This is a genomic window from Streptosporangium minutum, assembly GCF_002149035.1.
Lineage (GTDB): Bacteria > Actinomycetota > Actinomycetes > Streptosporangiales > Streptosporangiaceae > Streptosporangium > Streptosporangium minutum.
In genome coordinates, this window is sequence record NZ_NGFP01000157.1 from 1 (window position 1) to 21,782 (window position 21,782).

Consider the following 21,782-nt stretch of genomic DNA (forward strand, 5'->3'; position numbering starts at 1 on the left):
GGGGTAGGGGAGGGGCTCCGGCGTCGTGGGCGGGTCGGCAAGAGCATGAAGAGATTCCTGGGGAGCGGGGTGCGGGGTGCCTCGGCGCCTGATGGCCGCCGTGGTCACCTCATCTTGAGGGACTCCGTGGAGGGCGTCTCCGAGTGTCACCATGCGGACCGGGACTTGACTTGGATTAAACCTACCTGAAATATAGGAAATGTGCCGCATGTCCCCCTGACCCTCCGCCGGGTCGTCGACTTCATGCGCCTGGACAGCAGTCTCTGTCCGTAAGGGCGCTCCGTCTTCCACGTTGAGCCTCCGCCCCGCTTCCGAACGTTTTCCCATGTCCGCATACGTCTGCGCACGTTTTCGGATGTGTCCTGAACATCACCTGGATGTCTCCCGGACGTCCTCCGCACGCCCTCACCGCGTCACCACGCCGGGCGTGCGCGCATCTCCGCTCTCAGAGCCGTAAGGGGCCAATCATCATGTGGACATCTCGTCGACGGACACGCGCCGCGGTCGCGGTCGCGGTGCTCTCGGTCGCGGCGCTCACCGCCGCCTGCGGAGGCACCGGCACCGGAAAGACGACGGCGGCGGCGGCAACGGGGAGCGGGGGCGGCGGAGCCGTACTCAAGATCAAGGATCCGGGGAACGCGGGGCCGCTGGCGGTGGCGAAGAAGGAGGGGATCCTGGAGAAGCGGCTGGCCGAGATCGGGGCGAAGGTCGAGTGGGGCGGATCGTACGCCTCGTTCACCGCCACGATCGACGCGGTCCGCTCCGGGTCGGTCAACGTGCTGGAGGGGGCCATCTCGCCCGTCCTCGGCTACCTCGCCAACAGCGGGGACATCAAGATCTTCGCCTTCACCGACCCGGTGACCGACCCGGCCGCGCCGCAGACCGACGGGCTCGTCGTCAGACCCGACAGCCCGGTCAAGAGCGTCAAGGACCTGGTCGGCAAGCAGGTCGCGGTCAACAAGGGCGGGCGCGGGGAGTATCTGCTGCTGCTGGCCCTGCAGGAGGCGGGCATCCCCGCCGACCAGGTCAAGCGGGTATACCTCAACCCCGACCAGGGCGCCTCGGCATTCGCCACCGGCAAGGTGGACGCCTGGTGGGCGATCGTCCGGGCCTATCCGGAGGCGGTGGCCAAGGGGGCGCGGGTCCTCGTGCACGGCCGGGACCTGCCGGACAAGGACCTCAACATGCAGGCCGCCCGGGTGGAACTGCTCAAGGAACACCCCGAGGTGGTCCGCGTCTACCTCAAGGTCCTGCAGGAGCTCACCGCCGAGGCCAGGCAGAACCCGGAGCGGTTCCAGAACGTCTTCCTCGACCAAGGACCGACCGCCGTCTCCGGGCCGCGTCTGGCCGAGGAGGTCGCCAAGGCCAGGTACGCCGCCGTGCCACGCTTCGCCACCACCGCCGACGGCGCGTTCGTGACCGACGTGGCCGGGATCTTCCAGAAGTACGGCGTGCTGCCGGGCACGGTGAACCCCGGCGACGTCATCTTCGACCTGAAGCCGGCGGCATGACGCTCGAAGGGGTCACCCAGGCTCCCTCCACATCAACGGAAGGAGCGGCCGCCGCGTCATCGGCCGCCGCATCCCCGATCGCCGCATTTCCGATCGGCGTGTCCTCGGCCGCCGCATCATCAGCCGCCGCGTCCCCTGCTGCCGCGTCCCCGATCGGCGTGTTCTCGGCCGGCGCGTCCCCGGTCACCGTGCCCCCGGGCGCAGCGCCGCCGGGGGTGCTCGAACCGCCTCGCTACCTGGGCTCGCGCCGCCGCCGTCCCGCCGTCTCCACCGCCGTCAGGGTCGCGGTCCCGCTGCTGCTGGTCGCCGCCTGGTGGTACGGCACGGGCAGCGGGGCCATCCCCCCGGACGTCCTCGCCGGCCCCGGTGCCGTCCTCGGCGCGCTGGGCGAGCTGGTCGCCACCGGGCAGCTCGGCGACTACCTGCTGGCCTCGGCCCGGCGGGCGGGTCTCGGCGTCCTCGCCGGCGGCGGCATCGGCCTGCTGCTCGGCGTGGTCGCGGGGCTGTCGGCCCTCGGCGAGGAGCTGATCGACCCGACCATGCAGATGAAGCGGGCCGTGCCGTTCCTGGCGCTGGTCCCGCTGTTCATCTCCTGGTTCGGCGTCGAGGAGACGTTCAAGGTGGTGCTGATCGCGGTCGCCGCGGCCGGTCCGATGTACGCCTACTCCTACCTCGGCGTCCGCGGAGTGGACCGCAAGACCGCCGAGGCCGCCCGGGGGTTCGGGCTCACCGGTCCCCGGCTGGTCCTCGGGGTCATCATCCCGACCGCGCTGCCGAACATCCTCATGGCCCTGCGCATCTGCCTGTCGGTCTCGCTCACCGGTCTGATCGCCGCCGAGCAGATCGGCGCCACCGAGGGGATCGGCTACCTCGTCACCCTCGCCCAGCAGTACTACCGCAGCGACTACATGGTCCTGTGCATCCTGATCTACGCGGTGCTCGGCCTGCTGATCGACCTGGCCATCCGGGGCGTGGAGCGGCTGGCGATGCCGTGGCGCGGGCACGTGGCGGCCCGATGAGCGCGCCCGCGAGCAGTGCCGTCAGCATCAGGGGGCTGCGCAAGGCGTTCGGCCCCAAGACCGTCCTGGACGGGATCGACCTGGAGATCAGGCGCGGGGAGTTCTTCGTCCTGCTCGGGCCGAGCGGCACCGGCAAGACCACCCTGCTGCGCATTCTCGCCGGTCTCGAACTGCCCGACGAGGGGACCGTCCTGGCGCCGCGCCGCCGTACGACCGTCTACCAGGAACCCCGCCTGGTCCAGGCCCGGAGGGTGCTGGCCAACGTCACCCTCGGGCTGCCCCGGTCGGCCCGGGAGGCGGGGCGCGGCGCGCTGGCCGAGGTCGGTCTCGAAGGGTACGGCGGAGCGTGGCCGGCCACGCTCTCCGGCGGGGAGGCCCAGCGGGTCGCCCTGGCCAGGGCGCTCGTCCGGGACCCGGAGCTTCTCCTGCTCGACGAGCCGTTCGCCGCGCTCGACGCGCTGACCCGTCTGCAGATGCAGGAGTTGGTCGCCGAGCTGTGCGAGCGGCACCGGCCCGCCGTCGTGCTGGTCACGCACGACGTGGACGAGGCCGTACGGCTGGCGGACCGGGTCGCGGTCCTGCGGGAGGGCTCCTTCGCCGTGGAGCAGCCGATCGACCTGCCGCACCCCCGTGACCGCAGCGATCCCGCCTTCATCGCCCACCGGCGCCGGTTCCTGTCCCACCTCGGCGTCGCCGCCGCCTCGCACTGAGGCGCTGAAGCACTGAAGCACCGAGGCACCGAGGCACCGAGGCACCGAGGCGCTCCCGAGCACCGAAACGCTCTCGAAGCACCGAAGCACCAACTCGAAGTACAGAACCGAAGCACCAATTCGAAGTACAGATTCGAAGTACAGAGGAGTCACGTGTCAACGATCGACAAGATCTGGTTCACCCGCTGCCCGGTGCCCACCGCCAGCGGCCTGGCCTACAACCTGGGCTGGCTCGATGAGGAGTTCGGCGAGGTCGGGGTCCTGCAGGACGCCGGCCCGGAGCTGGCCGAGCACCACTTCGACCACCGGCTCCTCGGGCTGTTCCGCGAGGGCGGGAACGTTCCCGCGCTGGCCGCGCGCTCGGAGGGGGCGAAGACCAGGCTGATCGGGCTGACCTGGATCGAGGAGTGGCAGTCCATCCTGGTCCGTCCGGAGTCGGGCATCACCGGCGCGGCGGGGCTGCGCGGCGCGCGGATCGCGCTGCCGGGCTGGGCGGAGACCCGGGCGCGGAGCTTCCCCCGCGCGATGGCCCTGCACGGGGTCAAGGGGGCGCTGTCCCAGGCCGGGCTCACCTTCGACGACGTGACGTTCGTCGAGGTGGAGCAGCCGACGTCCGACGTCGGGCGGGACGGGGCAGGCCGGGCCGGGTCCTGGCCGGGGCTCAGGGAGCTGGCGACCGGTGAGGTCGACGCGGTCTACGTGAAGGGCGCGCGTTCGGCCGAGCAGGCCAGGGAGATCGGCGCCGTGGTCGCGGTGGACCTGGACGCGCATCCGGACCCCCGTACCCGCGTCAACAACGGCACACCGCGGCCGATCACCGTGCACGAGGACCTCCTCGCCGACCACCCGGACCTGGTGGTGAGCTTCCTGACGCAGACCCTGCGCGCCGCCGAATGGGCGGCGGGCAACCTGGAGGCGGTGCGGGGCTTCCTGGAGGCGGAGACCCGCTCCGGCGCCCGGGGCGTGGCCACCGCCTACCGGGGCGACTTCCACAGGGGCCTCCACCCGGACCTGTCGCCGGAACGGCTGGACCTGCTGAAGGTCCAGAAGGACTTCCTCCTGGTGCACGGCTTCCTCGCGGCGGACGTCGACGTCGACGGCTGGGCGGCGCACGAGCCGCTGGCCGCGGCCCGGGAACGGCTGGCGCGGCGGTCCGGCGAGCCCGCCGAGCTCCTGGCGGAGGCACCGGCCGGGAGCTCCGCGGGCGTGCGCGGTCACGGGTCCTCGGGAGAGGCGCCGGCAGGGCTCCCGGGCGGGCGTGGCCACGGGTCCTCGGCCGCGGTTCCGGAACGGGACGGGGCGGCGGTCTGATGGCCAGGTTCCTGATCACGCTGCCGGGCCGGGCGGACGGCGGGCGCGGCGCGAGGCCGGCCTTTCCGGACTCCGTCACCGACCTCCGGCAGGCCTTCGGCCCGTTCGACCATCTGGCCCAGGTAGGCAGGGCCGCGGAGATCGCGGGTTTCCACGGGGCGCTGGCCCCCTTCGATCCCGAGGGGGACGAGTCCCTGGTCGTGGCGGCGGGGCTGCTCCGGCAGAGCCGCCGGCTCCGGGCGGTGGCCGGGTTCCACCCCGGCATCGCCACCCCCGTCTACGCGGCCAAGGTCTCGGCCTCCCTGCAGCGCTTCTCCGGTGACCGTCTCGACTGGCGGCTCGTCGTCGACCTCGACCCGGCGGTGGCGCGGGCGCAGGGCGACTTCCTGGAGGGGCCGGACCGCTACGCGCGGGCCGAGGAGTTCCTCACCGTCGCCAAGGGGGTCTGGTCCGAGGAGGACTACACCTACGAGGGGCGGTTCTACCAGGTGCTGGCGGGCGGGTTCCAGTCGCCGCTGGCCGGGCGGGCCTTCCCCAGGGTCCACCTGTCGGGGACCTCGAAGGAGGCTCTCGAACTGTCCGCCCGCCACGCCGACGTGCACGTCTTCGATCCCGAGGACGACATCGAGGCCGCGGGTCCGCCCGGGGTCACGTACGGCCTGCGGATCCCGGTCCTCGCCAGGGACGACGACGACGAGGCGTGGGAGGCGGCCCGCCGCCTGTCTTCGGGGACGGCCCCCGGGACCTCCCTCCGGAACGGGCTGGTGGGGTCGTTCGAGACCGTCGCGGCGGGGATCCGGGACTACATCGACCGGGGTGTCGGCGTCTTCTTCCTTGAGGCCGCGCCGTACGTCGAGGAGACCTACCGCCTGGGCGAGCGGCTGCTGCCGCTGCTGACGAAGGAGGGCGCTCGTGTCCGTTGACATCTACTGGCGTGTCGGGACGCACGGCGACCAGCCGTCGCTCCGCAGGAGGGTCGTCAGCCGGGGGGAGTGGGCGCCGGTGGTGCCGGGCAGCCTGGCTCCCGGCGTCCGCGACGGTGAGCGTGACGACTACAGCTACGTCGAGCACATGGGGGACGTCGCGCGGGCCTCGGAGATCTCCGGGTTCGTCGGGGGGCTGCTGCCCTCCTTCCCCAACACCGACGACCCGTGGGCGACGGCGGCGACGCTGGCCAGGGAGACCACGACCTACCGGTTCATGATCGCCTTCCAGCCGGGGTTCCTCCACCCGGTGCAGGCCGCGCGCATGTCGGCCAGCCTGCAACGGGCCACCGGCGGGCGGCTCGTCTACAACATCATCTCCGGCGGCGGCGGGCCCGACCAGCTCTGGTGGGGCGACAAGGTCGAGCACGACGACCGCTACGCGCGCACCTCGGAGTTCCTCGACGTGCTCAGGGGCGTCTGGAACGGCGGGCCGTTCGACTTCGACGGGCGCTTCTACAAGGTCGCGGGCGCGGGACTGCCTGAGGGGCTGGCCGGGCAGCCGTTCCCGGAGATCTACTTCTCCGGCTCCTCCAGGGCCGCCATCGACGCGGCCGGGCGGCACGCGGACTACTACCTGTCCTGGCTGGAGCCGTTCCACGCGCTGACCGAGAAGTTCGACCAGGTCAGGGCCAACAGCGACCGCGCACCGAAGTTCGCCGTCCGCATCGACGTGCTCGCCCGGGAGACCGAGGAGGAGGCCTGGGACGAGATCCGCCGGGGCTGGGACAACATCGATCCCACCGTGCTCCGCGACGCCACGGGCGACTCCATCGGCTGGCAGCGCAGCCGGTCGTTCGTCACCGGGGCCGTCAACGGCTACCGCGACCTGGAGGTCACGCCCAACGTGTGGGGCGGCTTCCACCTGCTGCGCGGCGGGCCGGCGTTCGGCCTGGTCGGCAGCTACGGGCAGGTCGCCGAGCGGCTGGACGAGCTGATCGACCTCGGCGTCGGAGCCTTCATCCTCGCGGGCGTGCCCCATCTGGAAGAGGCCTACCGGGTCGGCGAGAACGTGCTGCCGCTGCTGCGCGGCCACGACCTCCGTATTGATTCCCCACTACTGGAAGGAACCCCATCATGAGCGTTCGAGTCGGATATTTCCCCCACAACAACTCCCTCTGGGTGCTGCGCCACCGCGGCATCCTGGAGCGCGCGATCCCCGACGTGGAGTGGGTGGACCTGCGCACCCTCCCCGCTGGTGACAGGCCCGCGCCGACCGACGGGCTGCCCTCGCTCCACGGCGACCACCTGTTCGACGGCGGCTACGACTTCATCGGCACCGGCTCCACGCCGCCGGTCACCGCCCAGGGCAAGGGGCACGACGTCGTCTACGTCGCGGTCTCCGGTTCCCGGCACGAGAACGGCAGGCTGGTCGTGCTGGAGGACTCGCCGATCACCTCACTCGAGGACCTGAAGGGGAGGAGGGTCGCGCTCGGGCACGGCTCCTGGCAGACCACGCTGCTGCTGTTCGCCCTCGACAAGGCGGGCCTGAGCTGGAAGGACATCGTGCCCGTCGACGCCGGAACCGACGCGGGGGCGCTGCTCCTCAACGGCGAGGTGGACGCGTGGGTCGGCTCGTACCCGTCACTCAGCAAGATCGAGGCGCAGACGTCCGTCCGTGAGCTGGTCGCCACCGACGGGCTGTTCAGCCACCGCTCGCTCTGGTTCACCCGGCGTGACTTCGCCGAGAGTCAGCCCGAGCAGCTCGCCGCGATCGTCGCAGCCCTCCAGGAGTCCGACGCCTGGATCCAGGAGAACTACCGCGAGGCGGCCGAACTGTTCGCGGCCGACGACGGCGGCGACGTCGACCACTGGGAGAACGCCCTGCGCAAGCGCCCCTTCGGGCTGCACCCGGTCACCGAGGAGTTCGTCGCCGAGCAGCAGCGCGCCGCGGACCTCTTCCACGCCGGCGGCCTCATCGACCGCAGGATCACGGTCGCCGACGCCGTCGACCCGGAGATCGCCAAACTGATCGGGTAGTCGTCCGGGGTGCCCCGGAGACGCCCGGCTCCGCTCCCCGGGCCGTCTCCGGGTCCGTCTCCCCGGCGGCGTGAGCGCCTCCGTGGCCGGGACCGCGGAGTACATCGTCGCCGGGCTTCTCCCGCAGGTCGCGTCCGGCCCGCACGTATCCGTAGGCGCCGCCCGGCAGGCGGTCACGGCCCACGCGCTCGGCGTCGTCATCGGCGGCCCGATCGTGACGATCCCGACCGTACGGCTGCCGCGTAAGGGGCTCGCCCTGGGACTGATGGCGCTGTTCGCCGCGGGCAGCGCCATCTGCGCCCTCGCCCCGTCCTACGAGATCCTGCCGGCCGGGCCGCCGTTGACGGCGGAGAGCACGGCCAGCACCGACGCGGTGAGCACGGAGGCGTCCATGCCGACTCCCCACCGGGTGGCCCCCTCCACCCGGCACTCGACGTAGGCGACGGCGAGGCTGTCACGGCCCCGGTCGAGCGCGTGCTTGGAGAAGTCCAGGATGTCCACCGTGATCCCCGCGCGGGCGAGCGCCCGGGTCAGGGCCGACAGCGGTCCCGGCCCGGTGCCCGTGTGCTCGACCCGCTCGGTCCCGGTGCGGAACTCGCCGGTGAACCGGTGCAGGCCGGGCTCCGGCTCGGTGACGTGCCACGCGCCCAGGGCGACCCCGGGACGGTCGAGATACTCGGCGCGGAACAGGCCCCAGAGCTCCTCCGCGTCGATCTCCGCGCCGCTGTCCTCGGTCGCCCGCTGTACGGCCCGGGAGAACTCGATCTGCAGCCGTCGCGGCAGGTCGAGCCCGTGTGCGGTCTGCAGCATGTAGGCGGCCCCGCCCTTGCCCGACTGGCTGTTGACCCGGATGACCGCCTCGTAGTCGCGGCCCACGTCGGCGGGGTCGATCGGCAGGTACGGCACGTCCCAGGGAGCCTGCCCGGCGGGGACGCCCAGCTCGGAGGCCTGGCGCGCGTGGTGGGCGAGGCCCTTCTTGATGGCGTCCTGGTGGGTGCCGGAGAAGGCGGTGTAGACCAGGTCGCCGCCGTAGGGGTGGCGTTCGTGGACCCGGATGCGGTTGCAGTGCTCGACGGTGCGGCGGATCCCGTCGATGTCGGAGAGGTCGAGCATCGGATCCACCCCCTGGGCGTACAGGTTGAGAGCCAGGGTGACCAGGTCGACGTTGCCGGTGCGCTCGCCGTTGCCGAACAGGCAGCCCTCGACCCGCTGGGCGCCCGCGAGCAGGGCCAGCTCGGCGCAGGCGACGCCGGTCCCCCGGTCGTTGTGCGGGTGGACCGACAGGATCACCCCGTCACGACGGTCCAGGTGGCGGTGCATGTATTCGATCTGGTCGGCGTAGACGTTGGGGGTGGCGATCTCCACGGTGGCCGGGAGGTTGTGGATGACCGGGCGGCCGGGGGAGGCGTCCCACAGTGCCGACATGGCGTTGCACACGTCGAGCACGTAGTCCGGTTCGGTGAGGTTGAAGACCTCGGGGGAGAACTCGAACCGCACGTCGGTGCCCGGGAGGGCGTCGGCGCAGCGCGCGACGTCCCGTCCGGCCTCGGTGATCAGGCCGCGCAGCTCGTCGCGGTCCTTGCCGAGGACGACCTGCCGCCAGGTGGGCGCGGTCGCGGTGTACATGTGCACCACCGCGCGCGGCAGCCCGGCGACGGACTCGAAGGTCCGCTCGATCAGGTCGTGGCGAGCGGCGGTGAAAACGACCACGGTGACGTCGTCGGGCACGAGGTCCTTCTCGACGAGGTGGCGGACGAAGTCGAAGTCGGTCTGGCTGGCGGAGGGGTAGCCGACCTCGATCTCCTTGAAGCCCATGCTCAGGAACAGGTCGAACATGCGGCGCTTGCGGGCGGGGTCCATCGGTTCGGCCAGCGCCTGGTTGCCGTCGCGCAGGTCGACCGGCACCCAGAGCGGGGCGTGCTCGATGCGCCGGTGCGGCCATTCGCGCTCGGCCGGCGGCAGCTGGACCCGCTCGTGCGCGGGCCGGTAGCGGGAGTACGGCATGGCGCTGGGGCGCTGCGGGTTCCAGGCGGGGGTGTCGATCATGAAAGGTCCTTCTTCTGCCGTTGGGGGACCGGCGGCAAGCGGCACACCGCGGCGGGGCGCCGGTCGCGTCAGGCCCCGCCGCGGCGGCCAAGAAGAAGACCGGGCAGCGTCATGCCGGGTACAGTAACCCCAGAACAACTCCTCAGACAACCTGAGAGGTGAGGCGGGACGATGGGCGCTCTGAGCCGCCACCCTCTGTCCGACCAGGCCGCCGAACGGCTGCGCGAGCAGGTGGCGTCCGGCCGGTGGCCGGTCGGCGCCAAGCTCCCCGGCGAGAACGCGCTGGCCAAGGAGCTGGGCGTGGGGCGGTCGACCGTACGGGAGGCCATCCGCGCGCTGGCCGGGTCCGGAATGCTGGAGACCCGCCAGGGAGCCGGGGTGTTCGTCATCGCGACCCGGCCGGTCGAGGACTGGCAGGCCAGGCTGCGCCGCGCCTCCGTGGTCCACCTCTTCGAGGTCCGGGGGTTGCTGGAGGTCGAGGCGGCGGCACTGGCCGCCGAGCGCCGGGACGAGGACGATCTCGTCGCGCTGGACCTCGCGCTGGCGGGCCGCCGCGACGCGGCCCGGAGTGACGACGAGGCGTTCGTCGACGCCGACATCGCCCTGCACGCCGCCGTGGTCGTCGCCGCGCACAACCCGGTGCTGAGCGACTTGTTCGCCGGTTTCGGACCGGCGCTACGGCACGGGCTGCTGGAGCTGGTGGCGCTGCTCCCGCTCCGCCAGGACCATCCGGAGCCGGGCGCCGACGCCCACGCGTCCCTGGTGGAGGCCGTACGGCGGGGCGACCCCGAGCAGGCGGCCATGATCATGCGAGAGGAGGTGAACCTGATCCTGGGGCTGCTCAGGAAGGCCGACGCCGCCTCCGGCCGGCCCGTGAGGGCGGAGGCCGTGTCCGGTCCGGTCGTTCCCGGCCGCCGGTGAGCCGGTTCACGGCTTGGCCGACGGGCGGCCGGCCACGAGGTTCTGGAAGCCGATCTTCACCCGTTCGATCGGGTCCCGGATCCGCTTCTCCCGCCACTCGGCCCGGCGCAGTCTCCGCGAGCCCGGTCTGTAGCGCCGCCGCGCCCAGGGAGAGCCGGGACGGGCCAGCCGGACCGCGCCGATCAGTGCCAGCGGGGTGATGTAGATCCCGAGCAGGCCGGTCCAGATCTTCCCCTTGACCAGGCTGATGAGCGCCAGCAGCGTGTTGGCGCCGACGATCAGGGCGATCTCGGTGTGGGAGACGACCTGGCCGTCCGCGCCGGGGTTGAGCGCGAGGCCGAGCTCCAGAGGGCTGGCGCCGAGCAGGGCCAGGCCGCACAGCGCGACGGCGACGAACACGGCGTCCACCGATATACGGCCCTGCTGGGTCCAGTAGACGTCGTCGAGATGGAGCACCAGCGCGAACTCGTCCAGCACGAGCGAGGTCCCGGCGCCGAACAGCGCGGCGAGCAGTCCCGCCGAGACCGAGGTGTTGTCCTCCACCGACAGCCCGCTGATCCCGCCCACGCACATGAAGACCAGACCGAACACGACATGGTGGATGTGCATGCCGCCGGGTGCCACGTTCCCCGGCCACCATCTCACCTGGGCCCGGATCAGGCGCACGCTGATCCGGATGAACAGGAACGTGGCGATGAAGGAGACGAAGAAGCAGAACAGCCGGAGTTTCCCGGCCGCCACGATCTCCGTCGAGAACCATGACCCCACGGCGCCCCCGCAGTCGCGAAAAGGGGGGTTCCGGGCAGGTTATCAACCGGGGTTACGCGCCGATCGCGGCGCACCGGCGGCCGCCCGTCTCACCGGCGGCCGGACCCCTAGTCGGGGTGGTGCTGGTGCTGCAGGTAGGCGGCGGTCTCGGGGTTCGCCGGGAAGTAGGCCTCGATGGCCAGCTCGGCGACGGTGATGTCCAGCGGTGTGCCGAAGGTGGCCATCGTGCTGAAGAAGGCGAGCTCCCGGTAGCCGCGGCGCAGGCGCAGGGGGATCACTATGTCCCCGGGGCCGGGCCGCTCTATCTCGGGCTCCGGCTGGTCGCAGGGGTATTCGTCGAGCTCGCGCCAGAGCGAGGCCAGGGCGGGGTCGGCTGTGAGGCTGATCTGGCGGCGCAGCCGGTGCAGCAGGTGGGCGCGCCACTCACCCAGGTTGATGATCCGCTGGGCCATCCCCCGGGGGTGCAGGCTCAGCCGGAGCACGTTGACCGGCGGGACGAGCAGCTCCGGCGCGACGCCGCGCAGCAGCACGCCGGTGGCGGCGTTGCGGTCCACCAGGTTCCAGCGCTGGTCCACCACCACAGCGGGGTACGGCTCGTGCCCGCTCAGCACCTGGCCGAGCGCCTCCCTGACCGACGACATCTGCGGCGAGTTGAGCGGGGTCTCGGCGTAGACCGGTGCGAACCCGCCGGAGAGCAGGAGGTGGTTGCGCTCGCGGAGCGGGAGCTCCAGCTCTTCGGCGAGGCGCAGGATCATGTCCCGGCTCGGCTTGGACCGGCCGGTCTCCACGAAGCTCAGATGCCGGGTGGAGACGTCGGCCTGGATGGCGAGATCCATCTGGCTCATCCGCCGACGTTCCCGCCACTGGCGCAGAAGCTCGCCGACTGGCCGGGACGCGGTGGTGGAGGTCACAAAGCACACCATAACCGGCGCGGATTGGTGAAACCATTACCGTCCACGTAACGGGGTCCGTGACGTCCTCGGGCCTCGAACGCCTGCGGTAAACACCAGCTTCAAGGGCGATAGATCTTGCTGTTTTCTCATGAACGCGCTGGATGAAGGCGGCAGCTTCGACGGGGGCGGTCGAGTGTGGCGGTCTTCCGGATCGGCGGGCCGTGACGCCGCTCGGCCCCGGCCCCGGCGTGGCGCGCCGCGGGTGCGGGTCCGGGGTGCTGGCCGCCCTACTTTTCGTTGGCTAGAATTATGTACATGACAGTTCTTCCTCTGGCGGACGCCCGAGCCCGGCTCTCGAGCATCGTCGAGTCCGCCGTCAGCACGCATGAGCGATTCGAGATCACCCGCAACGGCGTGCCCGCGGCCGTACTGGTTGCCGTGGACGACTACGAGACGATGCGAGAGATGATCGAGATCCTCGCCTCCGCCGAAACCGTGGCGGCCATCCGTGAGGGGATCGCCGATCTGGAGGCAGGACGTACCCACTCCCAGGCCGAGGTGGAAGCCGAGCTCCGCCGGGCCGGCCGTCTGTGAGCGAGCGATACGAACTTCACCTGACCCGCCGCGCCAGACAGGATCTCGCCGAACGCCTGCCGGTGAAAGTCGTGCCGGCGGTCTGGGAGTTCATCACCGGACCGCTGCTGGACAACCCTCATCGGGTCGGCAAACCCCTCGACGAACCTCTCGCTCCCCAATGGTCCGCGCGTCGCGGCGACTACCGGGTTCTCTACCTGATCGACGACGGCCGGATCCTGGTCCAGGTGATCACCGTCCAGCATCGAGCGGACGCGTACAGATCCCGCTAGCCGCACCAGGCGATGTCCGTCCCGCATGCCGCCGTGCCCGCCGCCGGAACGCCGGTCAGCGGGCCGTTCCACCGGATGAGGTCAGCGGCGGCGGCGGACCTTGGTGGTCAGGCGGTTGAGGATGCGCTCCCACTCGGTGCCGAAGGGGTTGTCCTGGACGAGGTAGGTCCAGGTGGCGGTGGGGCGTTTGAGGCCCGCCTCGTCGAGGTCCAAGCCCTCGGAGGTGATGGAGGCGCTCTCGAAGGTGGCGACCGAGCGAGATTCGATCTCGGCCAGCATGCGCTCGTAGGCGGGCTTGGCCTCCTTGTTGAACTCCTCGATAGGGCTGAGACGGCCCAGGGCGCGCAGGTGGATGCCCTCGCGGAGCTCGCCCAGGAAAGCCAGGTGGTCGGCCCAGCAGCGGTCGAGATGGAACAGGACGATCTGCCGGGCGGCCTCCTGCAGGACCTCCTCGCCGACGGTCTCCCGGAGCTCGGACCACCGCTCGGGAGCGGCCCCGGACAGCGCGTCACCGGCCGACTCGCCGCGCAGGACCTTCTCGCGGAGGCCGAGTACCAGGCTCCGGTGGTGTTCGAGGAGGCGGGTGTAGCGCCAGGTGTTGCGGTGGATCTCCATGTTGACGCCCTCGGCGACGCGCTGGGCGTGGCCCACCAGCTCGCGGTCGGGCACGCCCTTGGCGTACTCGTCGGCCACGTAGTGGGTGATCAGCTCGTCCTCGCCGCTCACGAAGAAGATCGAGCCGCCGGGGTCGCCCTGGCGGCCCGCGCGGCCCCGGAGCTGGTCGTCCAGACGGCTGCTGGTGTGCCTGCCGGAGCCGATGACGTACAGGCCGCCGAGCTCGTCCACGCCGTCTCCGAGGCGGATGTCGGTGCCGCGCCCGGCCATCTGCGTGGAGACCGTGATCGCGCCGCGCTCGCCGGCCCTGGCGATGATCGACGCCTCCTCGGCGTCGTTCTTGGCGTTGAGGACCACGCACTCCAGGCCGCGCCCGCTCAACGTCAGGGAGAGCCGCTCGGACTCGGCCACGTCCAGGGTGCCGATCAGGATCGGCCGCCCGGTCGCGTGCACCTCGACGATCTCGTCGACCAGCGCGTGGTCCTTCTCCATCGCGTACTCGAAGAGCCGGTCGGGCGCGTCCGTCCGGACGCACGGCCGGTTGGACGGGACCACGGCCACCTTGAGGTCGTAGAACTCGCGGAGCTGGTCCCCGACCGCGACCGCCGTGCCGGTCATGCCGCACTTCTCGGGGTAGCGGGTGATCAGGCCCTGGACGGTGATCGAGTCGAGGATCTCGCCGGTCTCCGAGGCGGGCAGCGTCTCCTTGGCCTCGACCGCGGCCTGCAGTCCGTCCGGCCAGCGCTGCAGCAGGGCCACCCGGCCCCGGGAGGGGTTGATCAGGTGGACCTTGCCCTCGCGGACGATGTAGTCGACGTCCTTGGTCAGCAGGGCGTGGGCGTGCAGGGCGAGGTTGACCTCGGTCAGCGTGGTGGCGTTGTCGTAGAGCTCCAGGCCCAGCGCCTGCTCGACGGTGTCGATGCCCTTGGTGGTCAGGTGGACGTTGCGCGCCTGGTCGTCGAGCTCGTAGTGGTAGCCCTTGACCAGCTGGCGGACCAGCGCGGCCATCTCCGGCACGGCGTCGCCCGGGTCGGCGGCCCCGGCCAGCACCAGCGGCACCCTGGCCTCGTCCACCAGCACCGAGTCGGCCTCGTCCACCAGCGCCACGCTCGGCTCGGGCACGACGAGGTCGGCCACGTCGGTGCGGGTCCGGTCGCGGAGCACGTCGAAGCCGATCTCGCTGACCGACCCGTACGTCACGTCCTTGGCGTAGGCGGCCCGGCGCTCCTCGGGGGTGGAGGTCTCCGCGATCCACCCCACCGAGACGCCCAGCGATCCGTACAGCGGGGCCATCCACTCGGCGTCGCGCTGCGCCAGGTAGTCGTTGACCGAGATCACGTGCACCCGCTTGCCCTGCAGGGCGTATCCGGCGGCGGCCATGGCGCCGGACAGGGTCTTGCCCTCGCCGGTGGCCATCTCCGCGACGTTCCCCGACAGCATGGCGAGCATGCCCACGAGCTGCACGTCGTACGGCCGCAGGCCCAGCGTGCGGCGCGCGGCCTCCCGCACGATCGCGCAGAACTCGGCCAGGTCGTCCACCGAGGGCTCCGGAAGCTCGACGAGCCCCCTGATCCGCTCCTCCCGGGCCCCGGCGGACGCCACGGTCCGCTCGAACGGCGCCAGGTCGATGGAGCCGGGACGCTCCAGGAAACGCCTGAAGAGCTGAGTTATCGAGGCCACGTTCCCTCCAACGCCCGTTTCCGGGCACACGTTCCCGCTGTCACATCACCGTACCGACCAAACGGATCATCCGTCCTGCGGGGACCGCGGGGCAATGCCGGCGGCGGGGCCGGTCCGGCCCCGGTGAACGGGATCCGGTGCGATGTGGACATGGGCGGGCGGCGCGGGACAGGCTGGGTCCGTGGCCTTCCCCGGCCACCGACACGAGATCCACCTCAACGGGCCACCGCCCGCCCGCGGACCTCGACCCTTCCGCCCTGGAGGCACGATGAGCCTGTCCGACCTGCAGCCGATCCCCACCGACCAGCTCGTCTTCCGGCTGCCGCAGAAGTTCGACAGCGTGGAGGAGGAGCGCCGCCACCGCCAGGAGCGCCTGGTGGCCGCCCTGCGGCTGTTCGGCCGGTTCGGCTTCGAGGAAGGGGTGGCCGGGCACATCACCGCCCGTGACCCCGAGCACACCGACCACTTCTGGGTGAACCCGTTCGGCATGTCGTTCAAGCAGATCCGGGTCAGCGACCTCATCCTCGTCAACCACCAGGGCCAGGTCGTCGAGGGGCGCCACCACGTCAACCAGGCGGCGTTCGCCATCCACGCGATGGTCCACCAGGCCAGGCCGGACGCGGTCGCCGCCGCGCACAGCCACTCGGTGTACGGCAAGGCGCTGTCGTCGCTGGGCACGCTCCTGGAACCGCTGACCCAGGACGCCTGCGCGTTCTACGAGGACCACGGGCTGTTCGACGACTACACCGGCGTGGTCGTGGAGACGGAGGAGGGACGCCGCATCGCCCGGGCGCTCGGCTCCTCCAAAGCCGTCATCCTGCGCAACCACGGCCTGCTGACGGTCGGCGACACCGTGGACGCCGCCGCCTGGTGGTTCATCACGATGGAGCGCTCCTGCCAGGCCCAGCTCCTGGCCAAGGCCGCCGGCCCGACGGTGCCGATCGACCACGAGAACGCCAAGCTCACCCACGGCCAGATCGGCAACGACCTGGTCGGCTGGATCAACTTCCAGCCCCTCCACGACCAGATCATCGCCGCCGAGCCCGACATGTTCGGCTGACCCGCCCCCGGCCGGTCCTGCCACAGACCTCCGGCCTGCTACGCCACAGGCCCGGGACCTGTCCTGTTCAGACCTTCGGCCTGCCGTGCCGCAGACCCTGGGCCGGTTCTGTCCAGACCTTCGGCCTGCCGTGCCGCAGACCCCGGGCCGGTCCTGCCCAGCCTCCGGCCTGTCCAGCCACAGGCCCGGAGCCGGGGCCCCGGGCCTTTCTCCGGTGTTCTTTCCGGAGGGCGGCGGCGATTCAGCCGCTCTTCTCGCAGAACTGGGCGTGGCCGGCGTTGTATCCGTCCACCCAGCCCTTTCTGTCCCAGTCCGCCGATGCGTCGTAGGAGAAACTCTTCCCCATGTCGCAGTCTTCGCCGGCGTCGTTGTAGCCCTTCCGATAGGCCTTCCAGTACGCCTCCGGTTTATCGCCGGACTCCGGGCCCATGGTCGGATCCGCCCCCGCCGCCGGGCCGTGCGGGACGTGTGCCACGACGGCCCGCGCGGGGGCCGGGGCGGCTGAGGCCGTGGAGATCGTGGCCGCTCCGAGGGCGGAGGCGGCGAGAAGTGCCGAGCCGACCAGCGTCAGGCGCCGCTTGCTGTCCATGGCGTCTCCTCTCTGTCGGGCCGCCGGGCGAAGACCGTCCGGCGGCCCGCGTTTCTATGGCCACGATATGAGTAGAATTGTCAGGAAAAAAGTAGTTATTTGCTTATTGTCTTATTCTTGGGAGAAGTGTGGGAGGGCGGTTTTTCCCTTCTTTTTGGTTTATTTCTCTGAGGTAAGGAAAGCCGTAAAAGGCGCCGTCCTCACATGGTGACCGGCTCCACGGCCGCACGCCTCTCGCCGAAGGTGAGCAGGCCGACGGCGGAGAGCAGCAGGATCGCGCCCGCGACGGCCTGCGGGGTGAGCCGCTCGCCGAGGAGGAGCACCCCGATGATCGCCGCGCCGACCGGCTCCACAAGGGAGATCACCGACGCCGTCGTGGCCCGCACCGCGGCGAGACCCGCGAAGAAGAGGCCGTAGGCCAGGGCGGTCGGAACCGCGCCGAGGTAGACGATGAGCGCCGAGGAGGCGAGCAGGTCGCCCTGCGGCAGCAACCCCTGGGCCGTCGCGAGGGGGAGCAGACAGAGGCCGCCGACGACGAAGCCGCCCATGGCGGTGGCGTAGGGGCCGTCGGTGGAGGCCCGGTTGAGCAGGGTGACGCCCGCGTAGCCGGCCGCCGAGAGCAGAGCCCAGCCGATGCCGGCCGCCGAGAACGTGGCCGATCCGCCGTCCAGGGTCAGCAGGGCCAGTCCGGCCAGCGCGGTCGCGACCGCGCCCAGTCCTGCCCGGCCGAGCCGCTCACCCAGCAGCAGTCGCGCACCGGCGGCCACGAGGACCGGTGTCGCGCCTATCGTGACCACGGTCGCCACGGCCAGGCCGGATTCGGCGATCGCCGCGAAGTAGGCCGTCTGGTAGACGGCCATCGCCACGCCCGTGATCACGGTCCGCCCCAGGCCGCCGGGGCGCCCGAGGCCGAAGACCCGGGAGGCCAGCAGGAGCATCACCGCGCCGGCGGCGAAGCGCCAGAACGAGACGGCGACGGGGCCGAGGCCGCCCGCCTGGTAGAGCAGCGCGCCGGCGGCGCCGCCGGTTCCCCAGGCGGTCGCCGCGATCGATACGTACAGCAGGCCCCGCCGTACGGAGACATGCGTCATGGAGGTCTCTCCAGATGAAGTGGTTGTCGTCAGGCCGCGCGTATGCGGGCGCCAACCACCCGCCGGATCACCCGGATCCGGCTGTCAGGAGAGAGGGCCGCCCGCTATCGGGCGGCGGGCGGGGACATGATGAGCGTGGTCACGGGTCGACCCTAACGAGAGGACCGGTGCGCGGGCCAGTGGTTATCCGGCGGCCCGTCCGCACCCGCGACGCCGGCGGGCTGCCCTTCCGGCGGCCCGCCCGCTGCCCGTCGACAAACCTGCCGTCGACCCGTCCGGTCCGTCGATCAACCCGAGGTCGGCCCGCCTGATGTCCGTCGACAAATCTGACGTCGGCCCGTCTGATCCGTCGATCAACCCGACGTCACCTGATCCGATATCCGGCGATCAACCCATGTCATCTGATCCGATATCCGTCGACAAACCTGACGTTACCTGACAGGTAAGGGCGTGATGATGGGCTCCATGACGACGAAAGCACAGCTCATCGCCGTGACCATTGACTGCGCCGACCCCAAGCGGCTCGCCGAGTTCTACGCGACCGTCCTCGGCTACGAGGTCCAGTACGCCGAGGCCACCTACGCCGGCATCGGCGACGGCACGACGAGCATCTACTTCCAGCAGAACCTGGACCGCAAGCCGGCCGACTGGCCCGGCGCCGACAAGCAGTTCCACCTCGACGTCCGGGTCCCCGACCTGGACAAGGCGGTCCAGGACTACCTGGAGCTCGGAGCCACCAAGCCCGACTTCCAGCCCGGCGAGGGGGGCTGGGTCGTGCTCGCCGACCCCGAGGGACACCTCTTCTGCGTCTGCCCGCCCCGCGACTAGCGGGTCCGGTCCGGGCATCTCCACGGTCTCGGCGGAGGGGCGGGGGACAGGTCGGGTCCCCCTGCTCCGCTCCGGAGGGTGCGCCGATCGGCCGGCCCGATCCGTTCGGAAGTGCGGTGATGCGGCACGGATAGGGGGTGATGACCGAAAAGGGGTTTGATCTGGCTTGGGCGACCCGTTACCCACTCGCCGGGCGCTCTAAGCTTGCGGGATGACCCGAGAATCATTTCTTTACGTATGCCTGATCGCTCCTGGTGGGTGGCGATGACTTGGGTCGGGATGTCGATCGCCCTGGTCGGCGCGCTGGGGTACGCGCTGGGCGCGGCGCTCCAGCAGTTCGAGGCGGTCTCCGCGGGGGCCTCGCTCAAGTTGATGAGGCGGCCCCGCTGGTGGGTGGGCGGCGTGATCGGATTCGCCGGGGCGTCCATGCACGCCGTCGCGCTGAGCTTCGCGCCGCTGGTCGCGGTACAGCCGATCAGCGTGGCGACACTGGTGTTCGCCGTGCCGCTCGCCGCGATGCTGCACGGCAGGCGGCCGCACCGGGCGGAGATCATCGGGTCGATCGCCGTGGCCGTCGGCCTGCTCGGCCTGATGCTGCTCGTTCCCGTCCACGCCGTGACGCCGCACATGACGGGCGGGGAGGCGTTCGGCTTCCTGGCCTGTGTCGGGCTGGTCGTGCTGGTGGCGCACCTGGCCGCGCGGAAGGCGGCGGGCTCGACCAAGGCGCTGCTGCTGTCGGTCGGCGCCGGCGCCGTGACGGCCAGCGTGTCCACCTTCGTCCGGGTGGTGGGCGGCAACCTCAACGGTGACCTGCGCAACCTGCTGAGCTGGTTCACGGTCGCGGTCCCCGTGCTCCTGATCTGCGCGGTGGTGCTGCTGCAGAAGTCCTACGCGGTGGGCTATTTCGGCATCGCCTACGCGACGGTGCAGGTGATCGACCCCGTCACCTCGATCCTGGCCGGGGTGCTCCTGCTCGACGAGGCGATGCCGACCGGCCTGTCGAACGTGATCCCGGCGATCTTCGCCGCCGCGCTGCTGGTCTGGGGGACGATCACGCTGGGCAGGCTCTCCCCGGACCACAGCGGCGGCCAGACCTCCACCCGCGAGACGGCCTCGCTCCCGTCGTAGCCCGCCCTGCCGAGGCTCGTTCCCGTCGTGACCCGTCCTGGCCGAGGCTCACGGGACCCGTCCTGGCCGAGGCCCTCACTCGGCATCGGCCGTACAGCTCGTGGCCCGCTCAGCTCGTGGGCGGCGCCCAGCCACTCAGGCCGTGGCCCGCTCAGGTCGTGGGCGGCGCCCAGCCGAGCACCTCGTCCATCGCGCCGGTCATGCGCCCCGGGGCCAGCCGCCAGGTGAGCGCCATCATCGTGTCGCGCAGCCGTACGGCGAGCGGGTTGCGGAGCTGGGAGGCCCGGCAGATCGACGCGGACCGGGCCACGATCTTCGCGGTCCGCTCCAGCCGGGCGGCGGTGTAGCCCGCCAGCCCGGCGCTCTCGCCCGCGAAGTGGGCCAGCACCACCGCGTCCTCGATCGCCTGGCAGGCGCCCTGCCCCATGTTGGGGGTCATGGCGTGGGCCGCGTCGCCCAGCAGCGCGACCTTGCCCCTGTGCATGGCGGGCAGCGGGGTGGCGAGGTAGTGGACGTCGTTCCTGAGCACGTTCTCCGATGAGGCGGCGGCGAGCAGCGCCGGGATCGGGGCGTGCCACTTTCCGAACAGGCGGAGCAGCTCGGCCCGCTGGTCGCCGCCGCCTCCGCCGGCCGGGACCGTGTCGGTGCCGTAGCAGTAGGCCATCCCCCCGGCCAGCGGCATGACCCCGAAGACCTTGCCGTCGCCCCAGCTCTCGAAGGTCTGGCCGGGGACGCCCCCGCCGGGGATGAGCACCCGCCAGCTCGTGACTCCGGAGTAACGCGGGCCGGGATGGCCGGGGAACAGCGCCGCCCTGATGGGGGAGTGGATGCCGTCGGCGGCCACCACCAGATCGGCCTCCACGTCCGCCGTCCAGATCCCCGTGCCGCCCGCAGCTCCGGTCCCCGTCCTGTCCATGGCGCCGCCCGCAGCTCCGGTCTCCACGCCCTCCGGCCCGGCCGCCGTGCCGCCCGCAGCTCCGGTCCCCGTCCTGTCCACGGTGCCGGCCGCCGGGCTGTCCGCCCGATCAGTCCTCGGGCTCCCGGTCTCGACGGTCACCCGGCCGGTCTCCGGGTCCACCCCCGTCACCGTGGTGTTCAGCCGGACCGTGCCGGGGGCCAGGCACGCCGAGAGCGCGTCGACCAGGTCCGCGCGGCGCAGCAGCACCACGGAGTCGCCGTGCCGGGCGGAGGTGGCCTCCTCGGTGGTCTTCATCAGCCAGCGGCCGTCCGCGCGCCGTACGCCGGCCTCGCCCTGGATCGCCGACAGCTTGCGGATCTCGTCGCCGACGCCGATCGTGTCCAGTGCCTTGAGGGCGTTGGCGGCGACGGCCAGCCCGGAGCCGACCGGGTCCAGGGACGATGCCCGCTCGAACACCGTCACGTCCCAGCCCTGCTGCTGCAGCGCCACCGCCGCGGTCAGCCCGCCGATCCCCGCCCCGACCACCACTGCGTGTGCCATCGCCCTCTCCCTCACTACGGATGTAGTCGGACGTTACTACGCCTGTAGTTTAACTACAAATGTAGTATCGCTGGATGAAGTCCCAGCGTGCCGAACTCGTCGCGGAGACCGCCATCACCCTGCTCGCCGAGCGGGGCATGCGCGGCCTGACCCATCGGGCGGTGGACGAGACGGCCGGGCTGCCGCCGGGGTCGACGTCCAATCTGGCCCGCACCCGCTCGGCGCTGCTGGAACTGACCCTTGAACGGCTCACCGAGCTGGAGGTCGCCGCGTTCGAGGAGATCTTCGGCGCCGCCGGGGCGGACGCGCCGGACGGGCCAGACG

Annotated in this window: 21 protein-coding genes; 14 read left to right on the forward strand and 7 right to left on the reverse strand. The window is 71.5% G+C overall.

The features are described 5' to 3' along the window. The first annotated feature begins 470 nt into the window (after nt 1-470). The 7 genes from CA984_RS28390 (at nt 471) to CA984_RS28420 (ending at nt 7,514) form a co-directional block, all read left to right on the forward strand. Nucleotides 471-1,511, forward strand: a complete 1,041-nt coding sequence (locus tag CA984_RS28390; protein WP_086576588.1) for an ABC transporter substrate-binding protein — start codon at nt 471-473, stop codon at nt 1,509-1,511. Between the two features lie 215 nt (nt 1,512-1,726). Then, nucleotides 1,727-2,530 carry an ABC transporter permease gene (locus tag CA984_RS28395; protein WP_242676224.1) on the forward strand — a complete coding sequence of 268 codons (804 nt, stop codon included), beginning with the start codon at nt 1,727-1,729 and terminating at the stop codon, nt 2,528-2,530. Continuing rightward, nucleotides 2,527-3,240: an ABC transporter ATP-binding protein gene (locus CA984_RS28400; RefSeq protein WP_086576606.1), complete on the forward strand. Its 714-nt coding sequence runs from the start codon at nt 2,527-2,529 to the stop codon at nt 3,238-3,240. Before CA984_RS28395 ends, CA984_RS28400 begins: the two co-directional genes overlap by 4 nt. A 153-nt stretch (nt 3,241-3,393) precedes the next feature. Continuing rightward, a complete protein-coding gene (locus CA984_RS48855; protein ID WP_086576589.1) occupies nt 3,394-4,551 on the forward strand; it encodes an ABC transporter substrate-binding protein in 1,158 nt (385 codons plus the stop codon). Further along, nucleotides 4,551-5,474, forward strand: a complete 924-nt coding sequence (locus tag CA984_RS28410) for an LLM class flavin-dependent oxidoreductase (protein WP_086576590.1) — start codon at nt 4,551-4,553, stop codon at nt 5,472-5,474. The genes CA984_RS48855 and CA984_RS28410 overlap by 1 nt, the downstream gene beginning before the upstream one ends. After that, nucleotides 5,464-6,615 carry an LLM class flavin-dependent oxidoreductase gene (locus tag CA984_RS28415; protein WP_086576591.1) on the forward strand — a complete coding sequence of 384 codons (1,152 nt, stop codon included), beginning with the start codon at nt 5,464-5,466 and terminating at the stop codon, nt 6,613-6,615. The genes CA984_RS28410 and CA984_RS28415 overlap by 11 nt, the downstream gene beginning before the upstream one ends. Further along, the gene (locus tag CA984_RS28420) at nt 6,612-7,514 is read left to right on the forward strand and encodes an aliphatic sulfonate ABC transporter substrate-binding protein (protein ID WP_086576592.1); all 903 of its coding nucleotides are present in this window, start codon (nt 6,612-6,614) and stop codon (nt 7,512-7,514) included. Before CA984_RS28415 ends, CA984_RS28420 begins: the two co-directional genes overlap by 4 nt. Nucleotides 7,515-7,826: 312 nt before the next feature. Here CA984_RS28420 and leuA read toward each other — a convergent pair whose 3' ends face one another. Then, complete coding sequence (gene leuA, locus CA984_RS28425) at nt 7,827-9,560, reverse strand: 2-isopropylmalate synthase (protein WP_242676225.1); 1,734 nt, start codon at nt 9,558-9,560, stop codon at nt 7,827-7,829. Between the two features lie 171 nt (nt 9,561-9,731). Between leuA and CA984_RS28430 the strand changes: the two genes are divergently transcribed. Then, nucleotides 9,732-10,481, forward strand: a complete 750-nt coding sequence (locus tag CA984_RS28430; protein WP_086576593.1) for a FadR/GntR family transcriptional regulator — start codon at nt 9,732-9,734, stop codon at nt 10,479-10,481. Between the two features lie 6 nt (nt 10,482-10,487). Here the strand turns inward: CA984_RS28430 and CA984_RS28435 are convergent, their stop codons facing one another. Together CA984_RS28435 and CA984_RS28440 are read right to left on the reverse strand one after the other, a co-directional pair. Further along, nucleotides 10,488-11,249, reverse strand: a complete 762-nt coding sequence (locus CA984_RS28435) for a hypothetical protein (RefSeq protein ID WP_086576594.1) — start codon at nt 11,247-11,249, stop codon at nt 10,488-10,490. 107 nt (nt 11,250-11,356) lie between these two features. Then, nucleotides 11,357-12,160: a helix-turn-helix domain-containing protein gene (locus CA984_RS28440; RefSeq protein WP_479725536.1), complete on the reverse strand. Its 804-nt coding sequence runs from the start codon at nt 12,158-12,160 to the stop codon at nt 11,357-11,359. 297 nt (nt 12,161-12,457) lie between these two features. Between CA984_RS28440 and CA984_RS28445 the strand changes: the two genes are divergently transcribed. Beyond that, nucleotides 12,458-12,736: a type II toxin-antitoxin system Phd/YefM family antitoxin gene (locus tag CA984_RS28445; RefSeq protein WP_165781452.1), complete on the forward strand. Its 279-nt coding sequence runs from the start codon at nt 12,458-12,460 to the stop codon at nt 12,734-12,736. Next, complete coding sequence (locus CA984_RS28450; RefSeq protein WP_086576597.1) at nt 12,733-13,008, forward strand: type II toxin-antitoxin system RelE family toxin; 276 nt, start codon at nt 12,733-12,735, stop codon at nt 13,006-13,008. The genes CA984_RS28445 and CA984_RS28450 overlap by 4 nt, the downstream gene beginning before the upstream one ends. Before the next feature lie 81 nt (nt 13,009-13,089). On the opposite strand, the gene secA2 is transcribed toward CA984_RS28450, so the two are convergent. After that, complete coding sequence (gene secA2 / locus CA984_RS28455) at nt 13,090-15,303, reverse strand: accessory Sec system translocase SecA2 (RefSeq protein ID WP_086576598.1); 2,214 nt, start codon at nt 15,301-15,303, stop codon at nt 13,090-13,092. A 268-nt stretch (nt 15,304-15,571) separates the two neighbouring features. Here secA2 and CA984_RS28460 point away from each other — a divergent pair, with 268 nt between their 5' ends. Next, a complete protein-coding gene (locus tag CA984_RS28460; RefSeq protein WP_086576599.1) occupies nt 15,572-16,363 on the forward strand; it encodes a class II aldolase/adducin family protein in 792 nt (263 codons plus the stop codon). A 241-nt stretch (nt 16,364-16,604) separates the two neighbouring features. Here CA984_RS28460 and CA984_RS28465 read toward each other — a convergent pair whose 3' ends face one another. Continuing rightward, nucleotides 16,605-16,952 (reverse strand): hypothetical protein, encoded by a 348-nt coding sequence (locus CA984_RS28465; protein ID WP_086576600.1) that lies wholly within the window; start codon nt 16,950-16,952, stop codon nt 16,605-16,607. Nucleotides 16,953-17,152: 200 nt separating this feature from the next. Further along, the gene (locus tag CA984_RS28470; protein ID WP_086576601.1) at nt 17,153-18,043 is read right to left on the reverse strand and encodes a DMT family transporter; all 891 of its coding nucleotides are present in this window, start codon (nt 18,041-18,043) and stop codon (nt 17,153-17,155) included. A 465-nt stretch (nt 18,044-18,508) separates the two neighbouring features. Between CA984_RS28470 and CA984_RS28475 the strand changes: the two genes are divergently transcribed. Further along, complete coding sequence (locus tag CA984_RS28475; RefSeq protein WP_086576602.1) at nt 18,509-18,871, forward strand: VOC family protein; 363 nt, start codon at nt 18,509-18,511, stop codon at nt 18,869-18,871. Nucleotides 18,872-19,135: 264 nt separating this feature from the next. Continuing rightward, nucleotides 19,136-19,999 carry a DMT family transporter gene (locus tag CA984_RS28480; RefSeq protein ID WP_086576603.1) on the forward strand — a complete coding sequence of 288 codons (864 nt, stop codon included), beginning with the start codon at nt 19,136-19,138 and terminating at the stop codon, nt 19,997-19,999. A gap of 151 nt (nt 20,000-20,150) precedes the next feature. Here CA984_RS28480 and CA984_RS28485 read toward each other — a convergent pair whose 3' ends face one another. Next, entirely contained in the window at nt 20,151-21,458 is a 1,308-nt protein-coding gene (locus CA984_RS28485; RefSeq protein WP_086576604.1) for an FAD-dependent monooxygenase, read from the reverse strand. A gap of 74 nt (nt 21,459-21,532) precedes the next feature. Here CA984_RS28485 and CA984_RS28490 point away from each other — a divergent pair. Further along, nucleotides 21,533-21,782: TetR/AcrR family transcriptional regulator (locus CA984_RS28490; RefSeq protein ID WP_479725537.1), on the forward strand; the 250-nt coding region annotated here is incomplete at its 3' end.

Excerpts from the sequence above, each read along its gene's own strand:
- CA984_RS28390 (WP_086576588.1), top strand. The coding sequence starts at position 471 with ATGTGGACATCTCGTCGACGGACACGCGCCGCGGTCGCGGTCGCGGTG.
- CA984_RS28400 (WP_086576606.1), top strand. The coding sequence starts at position 2,527 with ATGAGCGCGCCCGCGAGCAGTGCCGTCAGCATCAGGGGGCTGCGCAAG.
- CA984_RS28410 (WP_086576590.1), top strand. The coding sequence starts at position 4,551 with ATGGCCAGGTTCCTGATCACGCTGCCGGGCCGGGCGGACGGCGGGCGC.
- CA984_RS28420 (WP_086576592.1), top strand. The coding sequence starts at position 6,612 with ATGAGCGTTCGAGTCGGATATTTCCCCCACAACAACTCCCTCTGGGTG.
- leuA (WP_242676225.1), bottom strand. The coding sequence starts at position 9,560 with ATGATCGACACCCCCGCCTGGAACCCGCAGCGCCCCAGCGCCATGCCG.
- CA984_RS28430 (WP_086576593.1), top strand. The coding sequence starts at position 9,732 with ATGGGCGCTCTGAGCCGCCACCCTCTGTCCGACCAGGCCGCCGAACGG.
- CA984_RS28445 (WP_165781452.1), top strand. The coding sequence starts at position 12,458 with ATGACAGTTCTTCCTCTGGCGGACGCCCGAGCCCGGCTCTCGAGCATC.
- CA984_RS28460 (WP_086576599.1), top strand. The coding sequence starts at position 15,572 with ATGAGCCTGTCCGACCTGCAGCCGATCCCCACCGACCAGCTCGTCTTC.
- CA984_RS28465 (WP_086576600.1), bottom strand. The coding sequence starts at position 16,952 with ATGGACAGCAAGCGGCGCCTGACGCTGGTCGGCTCGGCACTTCTCGCC.
- CA984_RS28470 (WP_086576601.1), bottom strand. The coding sequence starts at position 18,043 with ATGACGCATGTCTCCGTACGGCGGGGCCTGCTGTACGTATCGATCGCG.
- CA984_RS28475 (WP_086576602.1), top strand. The coding sequence starts at position 18,509 with ATGACGACGAAAGCACAGCTCATCGCCGTGACCATTGACTGCGCCGAC.
- CA984_RS28480 (WP_086576603.1), top strand. The coding sequence starts at position 19,136 with ATGACTTGGGTCGGGATGTCGATCGCCCTGGTCGGCGCGCTGGGGTAC.
- CA984_RS28485 (WP_086576604.1), bottom strand. The coding sequence starts at position 21,458 with ATGGCACACGCAGTGGTGGTCGGGGCGGGGATCGGCGGGCTGACCGCG.